21 protein-coding genes are annotated in these 23,031 nt (G+C 69.9%); 9 read left to right on the forward strand and 12 right to left on the reverse strand.

Annotation, left to right across the window (positions count from 1 at the left end):
* Positions 1 to 29: 29 nt before the first annotated feature.
* The 3 genes from ispG (at position 30) to OG587_RS17395 (ending at position 4,159) form a co-directional block, all read left to right on the forward strand.
* On the forward strand, positions 30 to 1,196 hold the full coding sequence (ispG, locus tag OG587_RS17385; protein WP_329091533.1) for a flavodoxin-dependent (E)-4-hydroxy-3-methylbut-2-enyl-diphosphate synthase: 1,167 nt from the start codon (positions 30 to 32) through the stop codon (positions 1,194 to 1,196).
* Positions 1,197 to 1,642: 446 nt separating this feature from the next.
* Positions 1,643 to 3,256, forward strand: coding sequence for an alpha/beta hydrolase (locus OG587_RS17390; protein WP_329091534.1), 1,614 nt, complete (start codon positions 1,643 to 1,645; stop codon positions 3,254 to 3,256).
* Between the two features lie 60 nt (positions 3,257 to 3,316).
* Positions 3,317 to 4,159: a GNAT family N-acetyltransferase gene (locus OG587_RS17395; RefSeq protein WP_329093888.1), complete on the forward strand. Its 843-nt coding sequence runs from the start codon at positions 3,317 to 3,319 to the stop codon at positions 4,157 to 4,159.
* A gap of 60 nt (positions 4,160 to 4,219) precedes the next feature.
* On the opposite strand, the gene OG587_RS17400 is transcribed toward OG587_RS17395, so the two are convergent.
* Together OG587_RS17400 and OG587_RS17405 are read right to left on the reverse strand one after the other, a co-directional pair.
* Positions 4,220 to 4,597, reverse strand: coding sequence for a DUF3037 domain-containing protein (locus OG587_RS17400; RefSeq protein WP_329091536.1), 378 nt, complete (start codon positions 4,595 to 4,597; stop codon positions 4,220 to 4,222).
* Positions 4,594 to 5,412: a HipA family kinase gene (locus OG587_RS17405; protein WP_329091538.1), complete on the reverse strand. Its 819-nt coding sequence runs from the start codon at positions 5,410 to 5,412 to the stop codon at positions 4,594 to 4,596. The genes OG587_RS17400 and OG587_RS17405 overlap by 4 nt, the downstream gene beginning before the upstream one ends.
* A 494-nt stretch (positions 5,413 to 5,906) precedes the next feature.
* Between OG587_RS17405 and OG587_RS17410 the strand changes: the two genes are divergently transcribed.
* The 3 genes from OG587_RS17410 (at position 5,907) to OG587_RS17420 (ending at position 10,103) form a co-directional block, all read left to right on the forward strand.
* Positions 5,907 to 7,229, forward strand: coding sequence for a helix-turn-helix domain-containing protein (locus OG587_RS17410; RefSeq protein ID WP_329091540.1), 1,323 nt, complete (start codon positions 5,907 to 5,909; stop codon positions 7,227 to 7,229).
* Positions 7,226 to 7,765, forward strand: coding sequence for a GNAT family N-acetyltransferase (locus tag OG587_RS17415; RefSeq protein ID WP_329091542.1), 540 nt, complete (start codon positions 7,226 to 7,228; stop codon positions 7,763 to 7,765). Before OG587_RS17410 ends, OG587_RS17415 begins: the two co-directional genes overlap by 4 nt.
* A 286-nt stretch (positions 7,766 to 8,051) precedes the next feature.
* Positions 8,052 to 10,103 carry a protein kinase domain-containing protein gene (locus tag OG587_RS17420; protein WP_329091544.1) on the forward strand — a complete coding sequence of 684 codons (2,052 nt, stop codon included), beginning with the start codon at positions 8,052 to 8,054 and terminating at the stop codon, positions 10,101 to 10,103.
* Between the two features lie 118 nt (positions 10,104 to 10,221).
* On the opposite strand, the gene OG587_RS17425 is transcribed toward OG587_RS17420, so the two are convergent.
* From OG587_RS17425 to OG587_RS17465, 9 genes are all read right to left on the reverse strand, one after another.
* The gene (locus OG587_RS17425) at positions 10,222 to 11,241 is read right to left on the reverse strand and encodes an ABC transporter permease (RefSeq protein ID WP_329091546.1); all 1,020 of its coding nucleotides are present in this window, start codon (positions 11,239 to 11,241) and stop codon (positions 10,222 to 10,224) included.
* Positions 11,228 to 12,754, reverse strand: coding sequence for a sugar ABC transporter ATP-binding protein (locus tag OG587_RS17430; RefSeq protein WP_329091548.1), 1,527 nt, complete (start codon positions 12,752 to 12,754; stop codon positions 11,228 to 11,230). The genes OG587_RS17425 and OG587_RS17430 overlap by 14 nt, the downstream gene beginning before the upstream one ends.
* A gap of 5 nt (positions 12,755 to 12,759) precedes the next feature.
* The gene (locus OG587_RS17435; protein ID WP_329091549.1) at positions 12,760 to 13,833 is read right to left on the reverse strand and encodes a sugar ABC transporter substrate-binding protein; all 1,074 of its coding nucleotides are present in this window, start codon (positions 13,831 to 13,833) and stop codon (positions 12,760 to 12,762) included.
* 145 nt (positions 13,834 to 13,978) lie between these two features.
* Positions 13,979 to 14,287 carry a hypothetical protein gene (locus tag OG587_RS17440; protein WP_329091550.1) on the reverse strand — a complete coding sequence of 103 codons (309 nt, stop codon included), beginning with the start codon at positions 14,285 to 14,287 and terminating at the stop codon, positions 13,979 to 13,981.
* The gene (locus tag OG587_RS17445) at positions 14,287 to 14,733 is read right to left on the reverse strand and encodes a cupin domain-containing protein (RefSeq protein WP_329091552.1); all 447 of its coding nucleotides are present in this window, start codon (positions 14,731 to 14,733) and stop codon (positions 14,287 to 14,289) included. Before OG587_RS17445 ends, OG587_RS17440 begins: the two co-directional genes overlap by 1 nt.
* Before the next feature lie 52 nt (positions 14,734 to 14,785).
* A complete protein-coding gene (locus OG587_RS17450) occupies positions 14,786 to 15,709 on the reverse strand; it encodes a VOC family protein (protein WP_329091554.1) in 924 nt (307 codons plus the stop codon).
* A gap of 12 nt (positions 15,710 to 15,721) precedes the next feature.
* Positions 15,722 to 16,510 (reverse strand): SDR family NAD(P)-dependent oxidoreductase, encoded by a 789-nt coding sequence (locus OG587_RS17455; RefSeq protein WP_329091556.1) that lies wholly within the window; start codon positions 16,508 to 16,510, stop codon positions 15,722 to 15,724.
* Positions 16,511 to 16,736: 226 nt separating this feature from the next.
* A complete protein-coding gene (locus OG587_RS17460) occupies positions 16,737 to 17,675 on the reverse strand; it encodes a fumarylacetoacetate hydrolase family protein (RefSeq protein ID WP_329091558.1) in 939 nt (312 codons plus the stop codon).
* A 55-nt stretch (positions 17,676 to 17,730) separates the two neighbouring features.
* Complete coding sequence (locus OG587_RS17465) at positions 17,731 to 18,030, reverse strand: Dabb family protein (RefSeq protein WP_329091559.1); 300 nt, start codon at positions 18,028 to 18,030, stop codon at positions 17,731 to 17,733.
* Between the two features lie 174 nt (positions 18,031 to 18,204).
* Between OG587_RS17465 and OG587_RS17470 the strand changes: the two genes are divergently transcribed.
* A complete protein-coding gene (locus OG587_RS17470) occupies positions 18,205 to 18,882 on the forward strand; it encodes a GntR family transcriptional regulator (RefSeq protein WP_329091560.1) in 678 nt (225 codons plus the stop codon).
* A 68-nt stretch (positions 18,883 to 18,950) separates the two neighbouring features.
* Entirely contained in the window at positions 18,951 to 19,856 is a 906-nt protein-coding gene (locus tag OG587_RS17475) for an NADP-dependent oxidoreductase (RefSeq protein WP_329091561.1), read from the forward strand.
* Positions 19,857 to 19,994: 138 nt separating this feature from the next.
* Here the strand turns inward: OG587_RS17475 and OG587_RS17480 are convergent, their stop codons facing one another.
* Positions 19,995 to 20,528, reverse strand: coding sequence for a TetR/AcrR family transcriptional regulator (locus OG587_RS17480; protein WP_329091562.1), 534 nt, complete (start codon positions 20,526 to 20,528; stop codon positions 19,995 to 19,997).
* Between the two features lie 124 nt (positions 20,529 to 20,652).
* On the opposite strand from OG587_RS17480, the gene OG587_RS17485 reads away from it, so the two are divergent.
* Positions 20,653 to 22,887, forward strand: a complete 2,235-nt coding sequence (locus OG587_RS17485) for an MMPL family transporter (protein ID WP_329091563.1) — start codon at positions 20,653 to 20,655, stop codon at positions 22,885 to 22,887.
* Positions 22,888 to 23,031: the final 144 nt, after the last annotated feature.

Consider the following 23,031-nt stretch of genomic DNA (forward strand, 5'->3'; position numbering starts at 1 on the left):
GGTTGTCGTCGACTCTTCAAGGGCTGAAAATGACTTCTGTTGCTCTCGGAATCCCGTCCGTAAGGACCAGGCCGATCGCCGAGCGACGCATATCCCGTCAGATCATGGTCGGCTCCGTCCCCGTGGGCGGGGACGCGCCGGTCTCCGTCCAGTCGATGACCACCACGGTCACCGCCGATGTCAACGCCACGCTCCAGCAGATCGCCGAGCTGACCGCCTCGGGCTGCCAGATCGTCAGGGTCGCCGTCCCCTCCCAGGACGATGCCGACGCGCTGCCGATCATCGCCAGGAAGTCGCAGATCCCGGTGATCGCCGACATCCACTTCCAGCCGAAGTACGTCTTCGCCGCGATCGAGGCGGGCTGCGCGGCGGTCCGGGTCAATCCCGGCAACATCAAGAAATTCGACGACAAGATCGGTGAGATCGCGCGGGCGGCCGGCGAGCGCGGCGTGCCGATCCGGATCGGCGTCAACGCCGGCTCGCTCGACCCCCGTCTGCTCCAGAAGTACGGCAAGGCCACCCCCGAGGCGCTGGTGGAGTCGGCGCTGTGGGAGTGCTCGCTCTTCGAGGAGCACGGCTTCCGCGACATCAAGATCTCCGTCAAGCACAACGACCCGGTCGTGATGGTCCAGGCCTACCGTCTGCTCGCCGCCCGGTGCGACTACCCGCTCCACCTCGGCGTCACCGAGGCGGGCCCGGCCTTCCAGGGCACGATCAAGTCCGCGGTCGCGTTCGGCGCCCTGCTCGCCGAGGGCATCGGCGACACCATCCGCGTGTCGCTGTCGGCCCCTCCGGTCGAGGAGGTCAAGGTCGGCAACCAGATCCTGGAGTCGCTCAACCTGCGCGAGCGCGGCCTGGAGATCGTCTCCTGCCCCTCCTGCGGGCGCGCCCAGGTCGACGTCTACACCCTGGCCGAGCAGGTCCAGGCGGGGCTCGAAGGGCTGAAGGTCCCGCTGCGCGTCGCGGTGATGGGCTGCGTCGTCAACGGTCCCGGCGAGGCCCGCGAGGCCGACCTCGGCGTCGCGAGCGGCAACGGCAAGGGCCAGATCTTCGTCAAGGGCGAGGTCATCAAGACCGTCCCCGAGTCGCAGATCGTGGAGACCCTGATCGAGGAGGCCCTGCGCCTCGCCGAGGAGATGGGCGTGGAGGTCGACCTCGACGACGACGCCCCCGGGCCCCAGGTCGTCGTCGGCTAGCCGCACCGCCCGCACCGGCTCCACACCCGCGACCACCACCGCGGCCACACCGCACCGAACGGCCGACCACCCAGCGGCCGCTCGACCGGAGAGTTCCGCCGCCCGTCCCCGGGATCGCGTACCGCGCGGGGGTGCGGGCGGTTCCGCGTGGCGGTCCTTCCCGCGTCGAGGCGGGGGGAGAACCCGTACCCGCCGGCCCTCCCCGCGCCGGGCGCGAGCGGGCCCGCCACCCGCGACTCCTTCCCGCGCCGGACTCCGCGCGCCCGTGCCGAGGGCGCGGACAGGTCTCCCGGACCTCCACGGCCCTCCGTCGTGCCGCACTACCTGGTGTCATTACACTTAGCAATTATCTGACTACACTTTGCTAGACCTTCGGCTGTGTTCCGGATGATCGCGCCGCCTCCGGGAGACCATCGCCTCTGCCGTACGAGTAGGGGGATCACACAGTGAAGAAGAGGGTCGTCGGGATCGCCGCGAGCATCGCGATGCTGGCCGTGGCGGTGGGGGTGCCGCAGGGGGCGGTGGCCCAGGAGAGACAGGAGAGGGAGGCGCTGGTCTGGGGGCCCTGCGAGGGCGGGGCCTCGGTGACCGGGGCGGTGCTCGCTCCCGCCGGGCGGGTGGACAACCCGATGGAGTGCGCCACCCTGAGGGTGCCGCTCGACTACGCCAACCCGTCCCAGACCATCGGCATCGCCCTGAACCGGATCAGGGGGAAGGCCGTCCACGACCGTCTCGGCGCGCTGCTGGTCAACCCGGGTGGCCCCGGGGCGTCCGGCCGCGACCTGGTCAAGGGGGTCGCGGCGGGGCTTCCCGACGGCCTGGCCGACCGGTTCGACGTGGTCGGCTTCGACCCGCGCGGGGTGGGGGCCAGCGATCCCGCGCTGAAGTGCGTCGACCCCAAGAAGTACTACGAGGCGCCCCGCGCCGACCAGGTGCCGGTCACCAGGCGCGACGAGAGCGTGCTGATCGGCCGGGCCCGCAGGTACGCCCAGGCGTGCGGCGAGCGGTGGAGCTGGATGCTGCCGCACATGACCACCGAGAACTCCGCCAGGGACATGGACCTGATCAGGGAGGCGCTCGGCGAGTCGAAGATCAGCTTCCTGGGTTACTCGTACGGGACCTACCTCGGCGCGGTCTACGCGACGCTCTTCCCCGACCGGCTCAAGCGGCTCGTCCTGGACAGCGTGGTCGATCCGCGAGGTATCTGGTACCGCTCGAACCTCGACCAGAGCATCGCCTTCCAGGACAGGCACGAGGACTTCCTGAAGTGGATCGCCCGCCACAACCCGGTCTACCGGCTCGGCGCCACCGAGAGGGCGGTCTCCTTCGCCTGGAACGCCATGCGGCACCGGCTGGCCGACCGCCCGGCCGGAGGGGTGGTCGGCCCGAGCGAGCTCGACGACGTCTACACCCTGGGCGGCTATTCCGACGTCGTCTGGCCGCAACTGGCCAAGGCCTTCTCCGCCTACGTCAAGAAGGGGGAGGCGGCCCCCCTGGTCAACACCTACCGCAAGCACGCGGTGAACGACGCCAAGGACGAGAACAACTACGCGGTCTACCTCGCGGTGCAGTGCCGCGACGCCGCCTGGCCGCGCGACTGGGCGCGCTGGCGGGCCGACATGACCAGGGCCAACGCCAGGGCGCCCTTCCTCACCTGGCCCAACGCCTGGTACAACGCGCCGTGCGCGTTCTGGCCCCAGCCGGCCGGGACCCCCGTACAGATTCACGACGACGACAAGCTGCCGCCGATCCTGCTGATCCAGGGGCAGCGCGACGCCGCCACCCCGTACGCCGGGGCGGTGCGGATGCGCGCCCTGTTCCACCGATCCCGGCTGCTGGCCGTGCCCGGCGGCAACCACGGGGTCGCGCTCAACGGGAACGCCTGCGTCGACCGGCGCCTGGCCGCCTACCTCAGGGACGGCACCCTTCCCGGCCCTCGCCAGGCCTCCGCCCCGGACGCCCGGTGCCCGGGAATCCCCGCGCCCGTGCCGGTGACCGCCCCCGCGACCGTCCGCGTGCCCGCCGGGCACACGGCGGAAAGAGGTGACCAAAGCAGGTAGATGAGAGGCTCTGTGTTGGTTCCTGCCAAATTCAAGGGGGTCGCGTAGGCTGAGCACGTGATGCTGCGCACAACGGCGTCGCGCGTGCTCGACGACAACGATCGAGACGAGGTCCTGGCGCTTCTCGACACCGACCCCGTCGGCAATGTCTTCGTCGCCTCCAGGGTCCGTTCGGTCGGGCTCAATCCGGCCAGGCTCGGTGGCCAGATGTGGGGGTTCGGGCCGCGCGGCGGCCTGACCTCCATCTGTTACGCCGGGGCGAACCTGGTCCCGGTCAACGCCGGTACGGACGCCGTCTACGCCTTCGCCGAGCGCGCGCGCAAGCAGGGCCGCCGCTGCTCCTCGATCGTCGGCCCGGCGGACGCGGTGGAGGTGCTCTGGGAGCGGCTGGAGCCGTACTGGGGGGCCGCCCGCGCGATCCGCTGGGCACAGCCGGTCATGGTGATCGCCGAGCCGTCGCCCGTCCCCGCCGACCCGCTGGTGCGGCGCGTCCGGCCCGACGAGTTCGACATCCTGCTTCCGGCCTGCGTGGCGATGTTCACCGAGGAGGTGGGCGTCTCCCCGGAGGCAGGGGACGGCGGTGCCCTCTACCGGTCCAGGGTCGCCGAGCTGATCAGGATCGGCAGGTCCTACGCCCGCATCGAGGGCGGCAGGGTCGTCTTCAAGGCCGAGATCGGTGCTGTGACGCCGCACGCCTGCCAGATCCAGGGGGTCTGGGTCCACCCCGACCTGCGCGGACGCGGCCACGCGGTGGCGGGGATGGCCGCGGTGGTCAAGCACGCGCTCGACTACTTCGCGCCGGTGGTCTCGCTGTACGTCAACGACTACAACGCCCCCGCCAGGGCCGCCTACCGCAGGGCCGGTTTCGCCGAGGTCGGCACCTTCATGTCGGTGCTCTTCTGAGGCTCGGTGCTCTTCTGCGGTTCGGTTCTTTCCCGAGGCCGGGGCACCTCGGGTGCCTGGTCAGGGGCTGCGGACCAGACGGGTCACGAGGTGCTCCAGCTCCGCCTCCGGGTCGGCGGTGAGACCGGCGTGGACCGGGCCGGTCTGCACGATCGTGCTGCGCGGGGCGGTCAGCCAGCGGAAGCGGCTGCCCAGCGGCTCCTTGGTCAGGGGCCCCGAGTCGCTGTCGCAGGTGCGCTGGTAGGCGCCGAGCGCGTCCCGTACCCCGTCGAGGTCCACGCCGGTGTCGAGGGCGCGCAGGCGCGCCTCGTCCAGCTCCACGCGGGCGCACAGGTAGCCGCGGGGCTGGCAGTAGAGCAGCACGCCGGCGTTGATCAGCTCGCCGCGCTCCACGCGGGGGATGACCCGGATGACCGCGTACTCGTAGACGTCCCTCACCGGTTGTCCTTCCAGAACGCGCCCACCGAGCCGGTCTTCCTGTCCTGGTCCTGACGGGGCTCCTGGCCCGACGGCCGCGGCAGCCAGGTGCGCGGCCCCTGGGCTCGGGCCAGCAGGTGCTCGACGTACGCCTGCCGCACGGCCTGCGCCCCGTCGAACCCCGGCTCGTCCTCCAGCCACTCGTCGGGGACCTCGTCCACCACCCCGTCGAGCAGGTCCCTGGTGATCATCTCGCTGAACTCGGCGTCGGCCTCGGGCACCCGGGTGGCGAAGGGGGCCATCACGTGGTCGCTCGCGTCGAAGTCGCGCAACGGGTCGGCCGAGGGCCAGTTGTGGTGGAACCAGAGCGCGGCGCCGTGGTCGATCAGCCAGGTGTCGCCGTGCCACAGGAGCAGGTTCGGGTTGCGCCAGCTCCGGTCGACGTTGTGGATCAGCGCGTCGAACCAGATCAGGCGGGAGGCGAACCCGGGCTCGGGGGGCCAGGCCAGCGGCTCGAAGCCCAGCGCGCCCGGCAGGAAGTCGACCGCCAGGTTGTTGCCCTCGCTGGCCTTGAGCAGGTCCTGGATCTCCTCGTCGGGCTCGCGGGCGCCGAGCTGCGGATCGACGTCGATCACCTTCAGCTCGGGCGTGCGGAACCCCAGGCGCCGGGCCAGCCCCGCGGACACGATCTCCGCGACCAGGACCCGGCGACCCTGCCCGGCGCCGCGGAACTTCACCACGTGGGTGCCGAGGTCGTCCGCCTCCATCACCCCGGGCAGCGAGCCGCCCTCGCGCAGCGGTGTCACGTAACGGGTGGCTTTGATCGCTTCAAGCACCTCGCCAGGCTACCCGGTCGGTTCGGGATCGCCGCCCGTGCCAGGTGGTCGACCCTTCCTCCCCAGAGGTTCAGGCATTGGCATGGTGTTTGGAAGCCAGAACGTGATCGTCGGGGATCGCCGGGTAGACGCGGTGGGTGTGGAGTTCGACGCGCAGGCGCTGGAGGGCGGTGTTCTGGGATTTGGTGGGATTTAGAACCTAATGACTTCTATGAGCGGTATATGGCTTGCCGCTGGTTGCCGATCAAAAAGGTGGGGCTGTGCTGTCTGTCGAATCGGGGCGGAAGGAGATGGTTCCGACAGGCATTGTGTTGACTCATGAGCTCCCCTTTCGCGAGAGAAATGTAGGGAACGCGGCTCATCAATGAGAGTCGCTAACTTCCCGTGGTCGATGAAGCGTTACGTGCCATAGTGAAGGCGCGCTCAGGGGTCATCCAGAGATCTGCTTTGGTCAATCGAATTGGCCAAAGCCGCCAAAACAGCAGTAGGTCGCTATGCCTCGCGTTTCCGGTCCGGTTGATCCTTCGCGATCGCTGTGGCATCTGCTCGGGGCGGTTTTGCGGCACTGGAGAGAGTGCCAGGACCTTTCCCTGAAGGATGTGGCAAAGGAAGTCCTGGTGGACTGGTCCTTGCTTGGCCGATGGGAACGTGGAGAGCGGCCAGTACCTCGTGACGTGGTGAAACGCCTGGATGATTACTTTGGTGGCGATGGTGTTCTGATCGCTCTGCGCGAGGTTGCCCTGACCGGATCGGCATCCACGCCTGTGGCAGGAACCCCGAATGTGCAGGATGCTGTCGATATGGACAAGCTACGGCGAAAGCTCCTCGCAGGTGTCGCCATGGTCGGCGTATCGGCGGTGGTTCCGCCGATGGAGGGCCTTGAGCATCTCCGTGCCGTTGTCGATCACAATGTGGGCGCTTCCGGTCTGTCGGAGTGGGAGGAAGTCGCCTGGGAGTACGGCTTGCAAATGGCCTCGCGGCCTCCTGCGATGATGATCGCTGATCTGTCCCTGGACTATCTCGCCTTCCAGCAGGCCATGGTGGCCAACGCGTCCGGACACGACATGCACCGGTGGCGGCGGCTCAATGCTCGGTTTGCATTCGTCCTTGCCGACGCGCTCGGTTCCGCCGGACACGCTCGCGAGTCCAGACGTTGGTGGGGATCTGCGCGCCGGGCGGCGGAACAGGCCGACGATCACGAGGCGATGGCATTGGTGTACGCCTCCGAAGCCGTCCAGGGTCTGTACGAGGACCGTCCTGCCGCGCTGGTACTGTCCCGCGTTGACTCGGCTCTGGCGCTGACCAGCGGTCGACCCTGTCAGGCGACCGCCAGGGCACTCGGCGCTCGCGCTCACGCGCTGGCCCTCGTCGGTGACCATGCCTCGGCACACGAGAGCTTGGACCAGCAGGCCCGTGTCTTCGACGCCTTGCCCGACCGTGTTACCCGGGATGAGCTGTCAATGGACGGCTGGCCGGAGTTTCGTCTGCTTCATACCCGCTCTCTCGTTTACGCCCTGTCAGGTCATTCCGCCGCAGCGCGCGCCCAGCGGGAAGCACTCGCCGCTCACCCCTCTGGCCGTCCGCGACCAACCGTTCAGGTGCGTCTGCACGAGGCGATCTCAGCGGTTCGGGACGGAGACGTCGAGGAGGTCTTGGAGCAGGCCCGCCGTACGGTCGAGGGGCTCGGAACGAACGTGAACTGGTTTGTGCTGCGTACCGCTCAATGGGTGGCCGATGCCGTCCCCCCGCGAGAGCGGTCCCGCTCGGCTGTGATCGATTACCGTGAACAGCTGACTCTGTCGCGGGGAGAGACATGAACGAGATCGTTTTTCGGGCTCTGGTCGGTGACGCGGTGGCGACTGTGCTGAGCGATCCCTATGTTGACCTGTATCTCGCCACTCGTGCGGAGCCGCCCTACAACTCTGGGCCGCTCTATCGGCGGGAGCGCTACCTGGAACGTACGGCTCGGCAGGTGGAGCGCGACGGGTTCGCCGCCGTTTGTGCCGAGGACGGGCCGACGATGGTCGGTTTCGCCTTCGGACTTCCGCTGGAAGGCTGGTGGGGCGGCCGGGCCACGGCGTGCCCGCCCGAGGTGGCCGAGGCCGGGAGGCTGTTCGCCGTCATCGAGTTGAACGTCCGCGAGGACTATCGGGGCCGTGGCGTCGGCGGGCGTCTGCTGGAGGAGCTGCTGGCCGACCAGGATGCGCTGTACGCGACGTTGCTCGCCAATCCGGCGGCTCCGGCGCACGGCATGTATCTGCGTCGTGGCTGGCGGGTGGTCGGCACTGTCCAGGCCGCGCCCGATTCCATGGTGTCCGACGCCCTGGTGCTGGATCTGGCCGCGAACCGGTAGCGCGGTAGCTGCGTTACGAGGTTGTCCGTTCACGGGGTGAGGGCGGAAAGCTTGCCGGTGTTGGGTGTCGTTCACGGGCGAGACGGCTTGGGAAAATTCTGCCGGTGTTGGGTTCCATGATCAGGCCGGGTGGAAAGGCGGCTGCGTATTCGGGGGATGTGTTGTGGCTTGCCCTGACCTGAGCATCACATGAGTGTCACGGTGAGGAAGACAAGACCTTCATCCCCGTTGACTGTCGGCGATGCTTCTTCTTGAGTGAGAAGGGTGGCGGCGAGGGGAGGCTCGCGTGCCGTATGCGCAGCCGCTCAAAACGGGGGATCCGGCGGCGCTCGGTGAGTACGAGATCATCGGGCGTCTCGGAGAGGGTGGGCAGGGGGTGGTCTACGTCGGGGTGCGCCCCGACACCGGCTCCGAGCCCTACGCGGTCAAGCTTCTGCACGGTTCGGTGGGCGAGGATCCCGAGGTCTTCCTGCGCGAGGTCGAGCTGGCCAAGCAGGTGGCCCGGTTCTGCACGGCCCAGGTGATCGACGCCGGGCTGGACGGCGACCGGCCCTACATCGTCAGCGAGTACGTCGACGGCCCGTCGCTCCACCGCGAGGTCGCGGTCAGCGGGCCCCGCGAGGGGGGCAGGCTGGAGCGCCTGGCCATCGGCACGGCCACCGCGCTGGCGGCCATCCACCGGGCCGGGATCGTGCATCGCGACTTCAAGCCGCAGAACGTGCTGCTCGGTCCCGACGGGCCGAGGGTGATCGACTTCGGGCTGGCCAGGGCGCTGGACGCCGCGGCCACCCAGAGCGGGCGCGGCGCGGGCACCCCCGCCTACATGGCGCCCGAGCAGGTGGAGGGCGCCGAGATCAACCCGGCGGCCGACGTCTTCGCCTGGGGCGCCACGATGTGTTTCGCCGCCAACGCCCAGGCGCCCTTCGGGCAGGACTCGATCGCCGCCGTCCTGAACCGGATCCTCACCGCGGCCCCGCAACTGGGCCGTCTCGACGGGCTGCTCGGCGCGCTGGTGGTCGACTGCCTGGACAAGAACCCCCGCAACCGCCCCACCAGCAGGGAACTGCTGCTCGCGCTGCTCGGCGACGACGGGGGCCGGTCGGTGGCCGAGTCCCGCTTCTCACCGGTGCCGGGATTCCCGTTCGAGCCCGGCGGTCCCGACGTCTCCGGCCCCTCGGTCTCCTCCGGCCGGTCCGGCCTCACGAGTCTTTCCGGCCGGCGAGGCACGCCGGGGGCCGCCTGGCGGGCCGGGCTCGGCGGGTCCGGCGGGTCCGGTGAATCAGGCGGTCCGTCCGCGAGATCCGGTGGGCGCGCGTTCCACACCGGGGGCGAGGGCTTCGACGAGCCCCGGACCCACCCGGGACGGGCGGCCACCAGGGCCTCGGTCGCGGTCTCCGGCGCGCTGCTCGTCAGCGCCGCCGTGCTGGTGGGGGTGCTGGTCCCGGCGCTGAGCGGTGTGGCGCCGGGAGGCGCGCCCGCCCCGCCGGTCGTCCCGGCGGTGGAGGCCACCTCCCAGGGCGACACAGAGCCGCACGCGGGCAGGACGAGCGCTCCGATCAAACCTCTCCCGATCCTGCCGACGGTCCCGGCCAGGCCACCGCGCGCGGAGGGCGTCAAGTCCTCACCCCTGCCGCCTCCCGTCGCCACGGTGGTCGTGCCCGCGATCGTCGGACTGGATCGTTCCGAGGCGGCACGCCTGATCAAACGGGCCGGACTGGTCGCCGGGGTCGTCAAGGAGGTCGACTCCGACCGGCCGCTCGGGGAGGTGCTCGGCAGCAGCCCGGCGCCGGGGACCGCGCTGCCGAAGAAGGGCAGGGTCGACCTGCGGGTCTCCGGCGGCACCCAGGTGCCCACGCTGGTCGGCCTCGCCAGGAGGAGTGCCCAGGCGGCGCTGGCCCAGGCCGGGCTGGTCTCCGGCGGGGTCGGCACGCGCTGCTCCGACCAGCCGGCGGGGCGGGTGCTGGCGAGCACCCCGGGCGCGGGCAAGCGTGTCTCCCCCGGGAGCGCGGTGGCGCTCGTCGTCTCCAGGCAGGGTGTCCCGGTGCCGCCGGTCACCGGCCAGGGCGCGGCCGACGCCTCCAACACCCTCGGCGGGGCGGGCTTCGCCGTACGGACGCGGGCGCGGCTGGTCACCGACGAGGCCCAGGACGGAGTGGTGCTGGCGCAGAGCGTGGCGCCCGGCACCTGCGCCAGGTCCGGCGCGACGATCGTGATCACGGTTGGTGTCGAGGGCCAGAGCGGGCCCGGACCCGGACCGGGTCCCGGGGAGACCACCGAACCTCCCGATCCCTCGGTCCCGCCGGAGCCCGTTCCCGGGGAGGCCGCTCCTTCCGGGTGAGGGGGCGGGCCGGAAGCGATGGCCGTCACCTCCGCGGAGTCCAGGCGAGCCGGTTCCCCGGCCACCGGCGCATGGATGCCTCGCATTCGGGTCGTGCGCCGGTGGAAACCCGCGGGTGTCAGGGTTCTTCGCCCGTCTCCCCGGTCGCCCGCTGGATGAGCAGCGCACCGAGGATGATCGCGCCGTTGGCGGCATCGATCCAGAAGGTCGAGATCTGGGACAGCGTCAGGATGTTCGAGATGATCCCCAGCAGCAACACGCCGGTGAGCGCGCCGAGAATCGACCCCTTGCCCCCGTTGAGGCCGATGCCGCCGATGACCGCCGCCGCGAACACCGAGAAGATCATATTCTGGCCCTGACCTGCCGTCACCGCGGCGAGCCGTCCGGCCAGGAGCAGGCCCGCGAGGGCGGCCAGCAGACCACCGACGACATAGACCGCGAGAATCGCCGATGGAACGCGGATCCCCGCGGCCCGCGCGGCGGTCGAGTTACCGCCGACGGCGTACAGCGCCCGCCCGTGCCGGTGGTGGCGGAGGAACCAGTGAACGCCCGCGAACAACGCGGCCGCGATCCATACCGTGAAAGGCAGGCCGAGGAAGGCCGTGCTGCCGAGATAGGTGAACGGAGCGGGCAGGTCGGCCAGGGTACGGCCGTTCGCGACGCCCAGGGTCGCGCCGCGCAGCAGGATGAGCATGGCGAGGGTCACGATGAAGGCGTTCAGCCGCAGCCGGGTGACCATGAGGCCGTTGAACAGCCCGGTCAGCGCCCCTACCGCGAACAGGACGACCAGGCCGACCGTCGCGGGCAGCACGCCCACCCCGCCCACCGCGGCGGGCAGGACCAGCCAGACGGCGAGCATCGGGGCGAAGGCGACGACCGATTCCAGGGAGAGGTCGAATCTCCCGGTCAGCAGGATGAGAGTCTCCGCGACCACCAGGATCGCCAGCTCCGAGCTCTGCTGCAGCACGTTGACCAGGTTGCCGGGGGTGAGGAAGGCGTCATTGACAAGGAAGCCGATGGCGAGTGCGATCACCACCGCCGGAATCATGCCGAGTTGAACGGAGAGCGCCCTTCCACGGCCCTCTCCCGGGCGGCGCCGCAGCCCCTCGGGCGCGGGCATCGTCTCAGTCTTCGACATCGTTGGTCCCTTCGATCGCGCCGACGAGCTGCCGGTCGCTCCAGCCCGCGTTCAGTTCTGTCGCGAGACGCCCGGCGCGCATGACCAGTACGCGGTGGCAGATGCGCAGGTCGTCAAGGTCGTCGGAGCAGACGATCACGGTGGTGCCCTCGGCCGAGGCCTGGTTGAGCACGTTGAGCAGGGTGGTCTTGCTGGCGATGTCGACACCGGCGGTCGGCTCGACCGCGATCAGCACCCGCGGACGCGTCGCCAGCGCGCGCCCGAAGACGACCTTCTGCTGGTTGCCGCCGCTGAGTGCGCCGACGGGCACGTCGCGGCGCGCGGGCCGGACGTCGAGTTCGGCGATGAGCGAGTCGGCGAGGTGCCGTCGGCGACGTGCGCTGACCACGCCGAGCCTGCCTGTGGACAGGCACTCGTCGGCGAGGGTGAGGTTGTCGTCCACCCGCATCCCCGCGACCATGCCCGCCTGGTGCCGGTCGCGCGGGATCAGCGCGATCCCGGTGGCGAGCGCCGCGTCGACCCGCCCGAGGGGCACCTGTTCGCCGTCGAGGAGCACCCGCCCCGAGGCCTCACCCAGCCCGCCCAGGGCCTCGCCGACCTGCGAGCGGCCCGAGCCGACCAGCCCGGCGAGCCCCACGATCTCCCCGGCGGACGCGGTCAGGTCGAGATCGTGGAACCGTGCCCCGGAGAACCCCGAGACCGTCAGACGCGGCCGCCCGGAAACCATCGCGGACGCCGTCGCCGGTGGTGGCGGGACATCGCCGACCATCTGCTCGACGAGGTCGGACGCGGTGACCTCGGCGGTGGAGTGTGTACCGACGCGGCGGCCGTCGCGGAGCACGGTCACCTCGTCGCACACGTCGAAGACCTCGTGCAGGTAATGCGAGATCAACAAGAACGTGGCACCGGCGCCCTGCAGCCGCCGGACGGTGGCGAACAGCCGGGCCGCGGCTCCGGAGTCGAGCCTGGCCGTGGGTTCGTCGAGCACGATCAGGTCGCTGCCGTGGGACAGCGCCTTGGCGATCTCCAGGAGCTGGGCCTGCTCGACGTCGAGGTCCCCGGCGCGCGCGGTCGGCGCGACGCGCAGGTCCCACTCCTCAAGGATCTGCGCGGCCTGGAGCCGGGTGCGCCGCCAGTCGATTCCCAGTCGATTCCGGGGAAGCCTGTCGAGCAGCAGGTTCTCGGCCACCGACAGGTTCGGGATCAGCATCGGGTGCTGGTAGACGCAGGCGACGTGCCTGCGCCACCGCCGGGGCGCGTCGAACGGCGCGGGCCGGCCGCCGAAGGTCAGCACACCGCTGTCCGGGTGGTGCAGGCCGGTGAGCACTCCCACCACGGTGGACTTGCCCGCCCCGTTTCTCCCGATGAGCCCGTGAGTCCGTCCCGCGTGGACGGTGAGGTCGACTCCGTCGAGGGCGAGCGTCGCGCCGAACCGCTTGGTGATGGTTCTCAACTCGGCGACCTGGTGACCCCGCGTGCCGCCGGGTGGCTGCCGTCGCGTTTCGGCTGTCATCGCGGTCAGCTTCTCCGGTTGGCCCACAGCGCGGGGTCGTCGACGTTGCGACTGTCCACGAGCAGGGGCAGATAGGTGTCGGCGGGGTACCCGTCGCCGGTGGGCGCGACCGTGCTCCCGTAGTCCGTCGGACCGGACGGGATCTCCTCGCCGCCGGCCAGTGCCTGGAGGTGTTCGAGGCCTCGGGAGACGAAGGCGGTGATGGGCTGGCTGATGCTGGCGTCGAGCCGATCGGCGCGGATCGCGTCGATCGCCGCCGGTGTGCCGTCCACGCTCACCGTCCATACGTGATCGGCGTCGGCCCGGCCTTTCGCCGCCCCGGCGCGCTGGAGCACCGGGTGGATGCTTGGGACGTAGCCGTCGGTGTGCATGAAGATTCCGCGGATCTCCGGATCGGTGCTCATCGCCCCGGCCGCCGACTGCGCGGCCTTCACCGGGTCCCACTGACCTCCGGATTTCGTGATCACGGTGATGCCGGGGTGATCCCGTTTCATGCAGGCGTCGAAGCCGGCTTCACGCTCCTGCGCGGTCGTCGAGCGCATGTCGCCCTCGAGCTGAAGGACCGTGCCACGCTCGCCGACCTTCTCGGCGAGGAAGCGGCACGCCTGCTCGCCGATCTGCTTGTTGTCGACCTGCATGCTGATGGTCGTCCTCCCCCCGGACGGGCCCTGCATGAGCGTCACCACGCGGACCCCTCGGTCCATCGCGTATTTGATGGACGGCACGACGGCCTTGGGGTCGGCCGGGATCACGAACAGGCTCTTGGCGCCCGCGTTGACCAGGTTGCGCAGGTCGGAGTCCTGCTTGGCCGCGTCGCCGTTGGCCGAGGTGGGAGAGAGCGCTTTCAACCCGCGCTGTTTCGCCTCGTCCTGAAAGATCCGCACCATGGCGGACTGGGCGGGATCCTGCAGGAACAGCGCGCTGTAGCCGATCGGGCCGACGGCGTCACCCGCCTGGGCGGCGCCCTTGCCGGTGGAGGCGGAGGAGGTGAGGCCGCATCCCGTCAGTGCTCCGGCGAGGAGCAACGCGGCGGCGATATGAGGCGTACGGGATGTGGGAAATTGGGGGGTGTTGCGCATGTCCTACTCCAAGCGAGGACGGTGATGGGTATTTGGCGGAGGGAGCCGGTGGCGCGGCGGACCAGCCGCCGCGCTCGACGGTGGACCCTCCGCGACCGCCGCTCCCCGTAAACGGCGGCTCGTCTCGTCAACCGGGCCCGGTCCGTTATCCGAGGTCGACGTTGAGTGTGGTGATGAACAGTTCCGCGCCGTTCTCACGGGCCACCAGGTCCACCCGGCTGCCCAGCCCGACGGCCAGCGCGCCGCCTTCCTCGACCGGTGTGTCGGTGTCGCCGACGCGTACCGAGACGGCGCCGGACATCACGAAGATCGCGGCCTCAACCGTGTCGCCGACCACGGTCTCGGACGCGCCCGGCTCGATCCGAACGCGTCGGAAGTCCCTCCAGGGACCGGCGAAGTGGCCGGCGGCCGAGAGCGTGTCCCCTGTCTGGAGCACCGTGACGAAACCAGCCATCACACACCTGCCTTCCTGGTCGTGTCCTCACCGAGCAGGATCTGGTCCGGTTCCTCGGTCGGTCGTCGCGGCGGCAGGGCACCGCTGATCGCGGGCGGGAAGACCTCGATGACCACGAACTCCAACCGCTCCTCGCCGGTGTTGCGCACCGAGTGGCTGCTGTGGTGCGGGGTCAGCACGAGCGAGCCGGGGCCGACGTCGTGCTTGACGCCGTCGAGTTCCACCACGCCCGTACCGCGGAGGAAGAACCAGATCTCCTCCGTGTGGCTGTGAACGTGGCGTCCCGCGCTGGCCCCTGGCTCGAATCCCACCCACTCGAAGCCGTCCCACTCCCCGTAGAGGTGGGAACCGGTGGCGATCCGCAACCAGTGCATGCCCCCGGCTCCGCCGTGCACGCCGAGCACACGACCGGGTGACCGGGTGTCGCCTACGATGACGCTGGACATCTCTTTCTCCTTTCGAAGGTGTTCCTTGGTGACACGGGCCGACGCGGGAATGTCACGTGGAACCGTGCGCGCCGACCATCAGGCCGGCCAGATCCTCCGGGTGGAGGAAAGAGGGCGGTGGCGGCGGTCCCCACAGATAGAGCCCCTTGTGTCCCTCCCAGACCTGGGGAGACCACAGCGCGTCGTCGACGATGGTGTCCATGTCGCTGTAGTACTCGGCGAAGTTGCCCGCCGGATCGCGCAGGTACCAGAAGAAGTTCGCACCGATGCAGTGCCTGCCGAACCCCCAGATGTGACGGCTGGGATCGGCCTCCAGCATCCGCATCGCGCCACGTCCGACCTCGTCGGCGTCGTCGACCTGCCATGAGGTGTGATGCAGGAAGTTCACCGGCGCCTGATGGATGAGCAGGTTGTGGTGGTCGACGGAGCAGCGCAGGAACACCGCGGCGTCCTTGACCTCGTCGCTGACCTTGAACCCGAGGCCTTCGACGAAGAAGCGCCGGAGGGCCTCGGGCTCCGGGGTGCCGATCACGCAGTGGCCGAGCCTGCGGGGGACCACCGGTCCGGCGCGGTTCACCACGGCGGCGCGCTCGTTCACACGTTCCACCCGGCCGGGACCGTTGTAGGCGGTCGGCGAAATCCTCCGCTGAACGAGCCGGGGCAGGACCCGCACCTCGACCCGTGTCCCCGTGACGGGTTCGACGCAGTACAAGGACGAGCCGAGAAGACGTGCCACCACCCCCCGCGCGTCCAGCGATCGCCGGACGCGCTCCAGGTCATCGGGATCGTCGGCGGCGATCACCATCTCCAGCAGCCGCCGGTACGGCGAATGTTGGATCCTGAGCTGCTCACCGGCGTCGGCGGTGGCGAAGACGTGTCCGGTGCCCGAGCCGAGGCCGAACTCGGCGTAGAAGGCCGCGGTACGGACAGGGTCGGGGACGCCGATGGTCAGGGATTGCAAGGCGTGCAAGGCCATGACGACCGCCTCTCAGATCAGGGAACGTACGGTTCCGCCGATGTCGAAGGCCGAGCCGTTGACCCGTCGGGCCAGCGGTGAGACGAGATAGGCGACCATGCTCGCCACGTCGTCGGGGTCGGCGATGCCGAACGTGAGCTGCCGGTCGGCGAGATAGCGGGCCAGCGCGGTGTCCCGGTCGGTGCCGTAGTCCGCCGCCAGCATGTCCACCAGTCCACCGGGCCTGGACCACAGGCCGGTCCACACCGGCCCCGGCAGCACCGCGTTCGTCCGCACGGCGGGCGCGAACTCCAGGGCGAGCACCTTGGTCAGGTGGAGCACCGCCGCCTTCATCGCCCCGTAGTCCGCCGGCACGACCTCGGGCTGCTTGGCCAGGTCCGAGGCGATGTTGACGACCGCCCCCGACTTCATCCTGGGCATCAGTGCCCGGGTGACCCGCACGTAACTCATGAAGTTGAGGTCGAACGTGCGCTGCCATCCCGCGTCGTCGATGTCGGCGAAGGCCCGGGACAGCGCCACCCCGACGTTGTTGACCACGATGTCCGGCGGCCCGGAGAACGCCCCCAGTGTGGCGTCGATCGCACGGGCGACACCCTCGGCGCTCGACAGGTCGGCCTCGATCAGTGCCGGAGGGCGGCCGTCGACGGTCCACCGGTCCTCATGCTTGAGCAGCTGCTCATGGTCGATGTCCGCGACGGCCAGGCGCACGCCCTCGCCGTGGAGCCGATCGGCGATCGCGAGGCCGATGCCCTGTGCGCCGCCGGTCACGAACGCGGTCTTGCCGCGAAGTTGAAGGTCCATCACATACCGGTCCTAAATGGTGGTGCGGATTAACGTTTTCGCCCTCGGCCGGGGCCCTCAGTGGTCCGGCCGGGTCTTGGAGACCGGCGCGTGGCCGGCCTCGGGTTCAGCGGGTTCGACAGGGATGAGCAGGTGCGCCGTACGGCCGTGACACCGAGGTCCACCGGGTTTCACCGGGTTTCACCGGGTTCCCCGCTTCTCGGCCGCTCGGCACGAACCTGCCCGCTCAGCGTGAACCCGCCCCTACGGCGGATTCACGGGAGGGATCCGATCCGGCCCGGACGGCGCTGACGACGCGGTTGGACAGCCGTCCGATCGAGTCGATCTCGACCTCCACCAGATCGCCGTGACGCAGCAGGATCGGGGGCGTCCGCTTGAATCCGACGCCCGCGGGAGTTCCGGTGGCGATGATGTCGCCGGGTTCGAGCGTCATCGCCTGGCTGACATAGGCGACGAGCTGGGGGACGGTGAACACCATCTGCGAGGTCGAGCCGTCCTGCACGGTCCTGCCGTTGACCAGGGTGCGCAGCCGCAGGTCGGACAGGTCCGGGATCTCGTCGAGGGTGACCAGATACGGACCGCAGGGGCCGAACGTGTCGACGGACTTGCCCAGCGTCCACTGGCTGGTGGCGAGCTGCAGGTTCCTGGCGGTGACGTCGTTGAAAACCGTGACGCCGGCGATGTGGTCGAGGGCACGCTCCTCGGTGATCGCCCTGCCCCTGCGCCCGATCACTACGGCGAGCTCGGCCTCGTAGTCGACCCGCTCGCTCTCGTCGTGCAGCACGATCTCGTCCTCGGCCCCGATCAGGCAGTTCCTGAACTTGGCGAAGACCATCGGCTCGCTCGGCAGGGCGAGTCCCGCCTCCTTCGCGTGGTCGCGGTAGTTGAGCCCGATGCAGAGGATCTTGTCGGGGTCGGGTACGGGCGGCGCGAGACGCAGCTCGCTCAGCGGGCGGGCACGGCCCCGCTCGACGAGCTGGGCCGCCGCCGCCAGCACCGCGTCTCGGTCGTAGTCACGGCCGAGGAAGACCCGGACGGACAGCGGCTCGCCGTCGGGGATCGCGAAACCGGCGTGCGCGACCGCCGCGCCGAGCTCGACGACATGCTCACCGAGCGCGACACCGCCTTGTGTCCGGCCGTTCTCGGTATGGCTGATGATCCGCATGACAGGAATGCCTTCCTCATGAGGTTGGTGGAAACGCGGCGGGGACGCCGGCGCGTCAGTCCTTTACGGAGAACTGGACGGTGATCCGCTGTGCGGCCATCACCCTGGTGAACTTCTCGACGACCCTGAGATGCGCGGGGTGATCGAGATACCCCGAGACATCCGCCTCGTCCGCGACGACGGCCATGACGCCGAAGTCGCCGTTGCCCTCGCGCAGCCCCAGATCCTCGCCGAACCGGTAGGTCACCAGTGCGGGGATGAGGTCGGGCAGCTCGGCGAGCGCCTCGCGGAGGCCGGCGATCTGGGCCGGGTCCACGTCGTTCTTCCATCGGAAAACGGCTAGGTGGGTGATCATGCGGCACTGTTCTTTCTGCCTGCCTGCGCATGGCTGCCACCGCGTGACCTGCAGCCGGTCGGGGCTTCAGGTGGTGCGTTAACTTTGCTGTAACACCGTCGCAGCTCTAAGTTCGACAAGTCAATAAAGAATCGAAAATTTGCTTTTGATTCGGCGATCTGATAGCCATAAGGCATGAAGCAAGGGGCCAACACGCTCAACGGAGTCGCGTATGACCGGATGCGAGCCGACATCCTCGCCGGGCGGCTGCGCCCGGGGGATCGGCTCAAGTTCGCCGCGCTCTCGGAGCGCTATGGAACCAGCATCAGCGTTCTCCGTGAGGTGCTGGCGAAGCTCAGCGCGGAGAAGCTCGTGGTGGAGGCGCCGAGACAGGGATTCCGGGTGATCCCTCTCTCACCGGAAGACCTTGAGGACCTCACCGCCGTGCGGTGCGACATCGAATGCATGGCCTTCCGCTACTCCATCGAGCGCGGTGACCTGGCCTGGGAGAGCCGTGTCATCGCGGCGCACCACACGCTGGAGAACACGCCCATGACGGTGGACGGTGATCCCGAGCTCTTCAGCGAGGAGTGGGCGAAGGCGCACTCGCACTTCCACGTGACCCTGTTCGACGCCTGCGGCAGCCGCCGGTTGCGTGATCTCGCCATGTCCCTCCGTGACGGCGCGGAACTCTACCGCCGCTGGTCACGCCCGATCGGCAAGGACCGGGAGCGGGACATCGCCGGCGAGCACCGCCGGTTGACGGAGGCGGCTCTCGCCCGTGACGCCGACACGGGAGCGGAGAGGCTCCGGGCCCACATCACCCGTACGACCCACGTTCTGCTGAACGCGGCAGACGGCTTCAGCGACTGAGCGAAGGCGCGCCCGCGAGTGCCGGCGTCCAGGTCTCACACCGTCATATTTCAGCTAGGAGAGATGTTTTGCGCGCACTTCGCATCGACAGGTTCGGCGGGCCGGAGGTGGTGGCGGTCCGGGAGATCCCCGCGCCGGAACCGGGTCCTGACGAGGTCCTGGTCCGGGTCGTGGCCGGCAGCCTCAACCCGGTGGACGTCAAAACCCGTAACGGCACGATACGCGGTGGCTCCCCCGCCCTGCCGATGACCCTCGGCTGGGATCTGGCGGGCGTCGTCGTCAGTCCCGGTGGCAGTGGCCTGAGCGTCGGCGAGCGCGTGATCGCGATGTCGGCCCAGCTCGCGGCCGGACGCGGGACATGGGCCGACCTGGTCGCCCTGCCCGCCCGCACCCTGGCGGTCGCCCCGCTGAACACGAGCCTGGTCGAGGCGGCCACCCTGCCGCTGCCCGGTCTCACCGCCGCCCAGACCCTCGACTGGCTCGGTGTCTCCAGCGGTCAGCGGCTGCTGGTCACCGGAGCCGCGGGAGCCGTGGGCGGGCTCGCCGTGCAACTGGCGCGGGCGCGGGGGATCACGGTCGACGCGCTGGTGTCCCGTCCGGCACAGCTGGAGGTCGTCACCGACCTGGGCGCCCGGAGGGCCGTGACGGACGTCGCGGAGCTCGACCGGCGACACTACGACGCGGTGTTCGACACCTGCGGGGCCCCGGTCGGCGAAACGGTCTCCGACGGCGGCCGGTACGCCACGATCGCCAGCGAGCACGGCGATCCCCCGGACCTGAGTCACCGTGGTGTCACCACGACACTGCACCAGGTCAAGGAGGACGGGGCGGGCCTGGCCGAGCTGGTCAAGCTGGTCGAAACAGGTGATCTGCGGCTACGCCTCGATTCGAGCTTCCCGATCGCCGAGGTGCGCAAGGCGTACGAACGCCTTGAGACCCGCGGGCTCACCGGAAAGGTCGCCCTGGTGTTCTAGTGTCGCGTGCCGGAAGTAGCGGGCGTGCCGCCGTCACCGGACGTATCGCCCCACCCCGCGGACTCCATCAACCAGCAGAACCTGGAGCTTCGATGTCTTTCTCCCGCGTTCCGGGTGAAGCGGGGAAGTGCGGAGAGGTCAGAGGGAGGCCAGGACGGTGGCCAGGAGGGCCTTCCTGACGTCCTCCTGAGGGAGGTCGATCGTCTTGACCACCGCGTACTGGAGCGAGCCCAGCGTGGCCCAGGCCCAGACCCGGTGGGCGGTGTCGGGGTCGGGTCCGGCCAGGCGCCGGTAGATCTCGTCGCGGAAGACGCGGATGGCCTCGCCGAGGGAGCCGGGGGGCGCGTCGTCGGCGCAGCTGATGTCTTCCATGATCAGCCGTATGATCGCCCGGTGCCTGACCGCGAAGGTCACCAGGGCCTCGACGAAGGCGCGGTCGTCGTCGAACTCGCCCTCGATCAGGGCCACGATGTCCTCGCCCGCGGGGGCGGTCAGCTCCGCGACCAGGCGGTCCTTGGGATGGAAGTGGTAGGCGACGGCCGTCTTCGTCAGGCCGACGGCGGAGGCGATGTCGGCCAGCGAGGTCGCCGCGTAGCCGCGCTCGGCGAACAGCCGGCGGGCGGCGTCGAGGATCCGTTCCCGCGTGTCATGCCCGTGCTCGAGTGTGGTCATCGTCTCACTCCCACGCCGCCTAGAGCATTTCCTGATTTGTCCCCCTACTCTCTACCGTAGGTTCTGTACGAGCGTACAGTACGGCTTTTCAGGGTGTTTGATACTAAAAGCGGGGCGGTCACCGATGTCTGGTTTGCTGGGGCGGCTGGGAAGCTGGTGCGCGCGGCACGGCAAGGCCGTGCTGGCCCTGTGGGTGGTCGCCGCGGTGCTGCTGACGGCGGGATCGGTGTTCTTCCCCGGCCCGGTCAGCAACGACGTCAGCATTCCCGGCACCGACGCCCAGCGGGCCGTCGACCTGATGAAGGACGGTTTCGGTCCCGGTTACGGGGCGGGGGGCTCGGCCCAGATCGTCCTCTACTCACCCGACGGCCCCCTCATCACCGAGACCAGGAAGCGCGCGGTGGAGCGCGCCGTGGACCTGATCCGCGAGGTGCCGCACGTGAAGGAGGTGAGATCCCCCTACCAGGTGGGCGGTCTCGCTCCCAGCCTGGAGATCGGCATCATCGCGGTCAAGCTGGAGGGGAACGACACCTCCAAGCTGGCCGAGACCACCAGGCTTCTCTCCGAGGCGGCCGCACCCGCACGGGCGGCGGGCATCGAGGCGGTCCCCGCGTCCTCGGGCAGCCCGGCGGACAAGGAGATCAAGACCGGGACCAGCGAGATCATCGGCGTGGTCTGCGCGCTGCTGGTCCTGCTGCTCGCGTTCGGCACCCTGGTCGCCGCGATGATCCCGATCTTCGCCGCGCTGGTCAGCATCGCGACCGGGCTCGGCGTGGTGAGCCTGCTCGGCCACGTCGTGGACGTGCCCAAGCAGGCGTCGATCATGGCGACGATGATCGGTCTCGGCGTCGGCATCGACTACGCGCTCTTCCTGCTCAGCAGGCACCGCAAGCTGCTGGCCGACGGCCTGCCGGTCCGCGAGGCGGTCCGCCGGGTGGTCGCCAGCTCGGGCGGCGCGGTGGTGTTCGCCGGGGGCACGGTGATCATCGCGCTCAGCGCGCTCATGCTCGCCGGCTTCCCCCTGCTGCAGACGCTCGGCTGGATCACCGGCATCTCGGTCGTCTGCGCGGTGTTCACCTCGGTCACGCTGGTCCCCGCGCTGCTCGGCCTGCTCGGACACCGGATCAACGCGCTGCGCCTGCCGTTCACGGGACGGCGGGGCAGCCACGGCTCCTCCGGCTGGGCCTCGCTGGGCAACTGGGTGGCCCGGCGGCCGTGGAGCGTGCTCGCGCTCAGCGTCGCCCTCCTGGCCGCGCTGGCCGCCCCCGCGCTCGCCCTCAAGCTGGGCCCGCTCGACAACGGCTACGCCGACCGCGGCACCGACACGCGGCGCTCCTACGAGCTCCTGCAGGCCGGGTTCGGGCCCGGCATGAACGGCCCGCTCGTCGTGGTGGCCGACCTGGACACGAGGGTCGTCGACCGCGAGCCGGCCCCGGCCGTACTGGGCAACCTGAAGGACCGCGTCGCGGACGTCGAGGGAGTGGTCCACGTCGGCGACCCGGTCCTCAACAGGGGCGGTACGGCGGCGCTGATGCAGGCGATCCCCGCCTACGCCCCCGGCGACCCCCGGGCGCTCGACGTGGTCAAGGCGGTGCGCGCGCTCGACGTCGAGGGGGCCCAGGTGCACGTGGGCGGGCAGGTCGCCGGCATGGCCGACGCCGGTGAGAGGATCGCCGGACGCACGCCCCTGGTCGTCGGCGTCGTGGTCCTGCTGAGCGCGCTGCTGCTGCTCCTGGCGTTCCGCTCGCCGGTCGTCGCGATCAAGGCCGCGCTGATGAACCTGGTCTCCCTCGGTGCCGCGTTCGGCGCGCTCTCGCTGGTCTTCTCCCTGGGACTGGGCAGCCGCCTGGTCGGCATGGACACACCGGTCAGCGCGGACGGGTCCTACCTGAGCACGGTGTTCTTCACGGTGCCGATCGACAGTTACATCCCGCTGATGCTGTTCGCGATCCTGTTCGGCCTGTCGATGGACTACGAGGTCTTCCTGCTCACCGCCGTGCGGCAGGCGTACCTGAGGCACGGCGACAACCGCAGGGCGGTGGCCGAGGGGCTGGGGTCGACCGGCAGGGTCATCACCTCCGCCGCCCTGATCATGGTCGCGGTCTTCGTCGCGTTCGTCGCCTATCCCGACCCCATGGTCAAGATCTTCGGTGTCGGCCTGGCGGTGGCCATCGCGGTGGACGCCACGATCATCCGGGGTCTGCTGGTCCCGGCGACCATGGCCCTGCTCGGCAGGGCCAACTGGTGGTGCCCCGCCTGGCTGGACCGCATCCTGCCCGACCTCTCCGTCGAGGGCCACGAGGAGGACGAGGAGAAGGAGGAACCGCACCGGGAGCTCGTCGGCGCCGGTCGCGGCTGAGAGGCGGCGACCCGCCCCGGTCGGTGTCCAAGTCCTCCCAAGTAGCCTCCACGGCGGCCCGCACGTGACGATCACGTGCGAGCCGCCGCCCCTCTGTGCATCGAGCGGATTCAAACTCGAGACGCGGCGGACGAGGTCCGGCCG

Source organism: Streptosporangium sp. NBC_01469, from assembly GCF_036227305.1.
Classification (GTDB): domain Bacteria; phylum Actinomycetota; class Actinomycetes; order Streptosporangiales; family Streptosporangiaceae; genus Streptosporangium.

What these genes read in the sequence shown, in the direction of transcription:
- OG587_RS17430 (WP_329091548.1), bottom strand. Translation starts at nt 12,754, where the DNA reads ATGACAGCCGAAACGCGACGGCAGCCACCCGGCGGCACGCGGGGTCAC.
- OG587_RS17480 (WP_329091562.1), bottom strand. Translation starts at nt 20,528, where the DNA reads ATGACCACACTCGAGCACGGGCATGACACGCGGGAACGGATCCTCGAC.
- OG587_RS17465 (WP_329091559.1), bottom strand. Translation starts at nt 18,030, where the DNA reads ATGATCACCCACCTAGCCGTTTTCCGATGGAAGAACGACGTGGACCCG.
- OG587_RS17395 (WP_329093888.1), top strand. Translation starts at nt 3,317, where the DNA reads ATGCTGCGCACAACGGCGTCGCGCGTGCTCGACGACAACGATCGAGAC.
- OG587_RS17485 (WP_329091563.1), top strand. Translation starts at nt 20,653, where the DNA reads ATGTCTGGTTTGCTGGGGCGGCTGGGAAGCTGGTGCGCGCGGCACGGC.
- OG587_RS17460 (WP_329091558.1), bottom strand. Translation starts at nt 17,675, where the DNA reads ATGCGGATCATCAGCCATACCGAGAACGGCCGGACACAAGGCGGTGTC.
- OG587_RS17445 (WP_329091552.1), bottom strand. Translation starts at nt 14,733, where the DNA reads ATGTCCAGCGTCATCGTAGGCGACACCCGGTCACCCGGTCGTGTGCTC.
- OG587_RS17410 (WP_329091540.1), top strand. Translation starts at nt 5,907, where the DNA reads ATGCCTCGCGTTTCCGGTCCGGTTGATCCTTCGCGATCGCTGTGGCAT.
- ispG (WP_329091533.1), top strand. Translation starts at nt 30, where the DNA reads ATGACTTCTGTTGCTCTCGGAATCCCGTCCGTAAGGACCAGGCCGATC.
- OG587_RS17455 (WP_329091556.1), bottom strand. Translation starts at nt 16,510, where the DNA reads ATGGACCTTCAACTTCGCGGCAAGACCGCGTTCGTGACCGGCGGCGCA.
- OG587_RS17425 (WP_329091546.1), bottom strand. Translation starts at nt 11,241, where the DNA reads ATGTCGAAGACTGAGACGATGCCCGCGCCCGAGGGGCTGCGGCGCCGC.
- OG587_RS17470 (WP_329091560.1), top strand. Translation starts at nt 18,205, where the DNA reads ATGAAGCAAGGGGCCAACACGCTCAACGGAGTCGCGTATGACCGGATG.
- OG587_RS17440 (WP_329091550.1), bottom strand. Translation starts at nt 14,287, where the DNA reads ATGGCTGGTTTCGTCACGGTGCTCCAGACAGGGGACACGCTCTCGGCC.
- OG587_RS17450 (WP_329091554.1), bottom strand. Translation starts at nt 15,709, where the DNA reads ATGGCCTTGCACGCCTTGCAATCCCTGACCATCGGCGTCCCCGACCCT.
- OG587_RS17415 (WP_329091542.1), top strand. Translation starts at nt 7,226, where the DNA reads ATGAACGAGATCGTTTTTCGGGCTCTGGTCGGTGACGCGGTGGCGACT.
- OG587_RS17435 (WP_329091549.1), bottom strand. Translation starts at nt 13,833, where the DNA reads ATGCGCAACACCCCCCAATTTCCCACATCCCGTACGCCTCATATCGCC.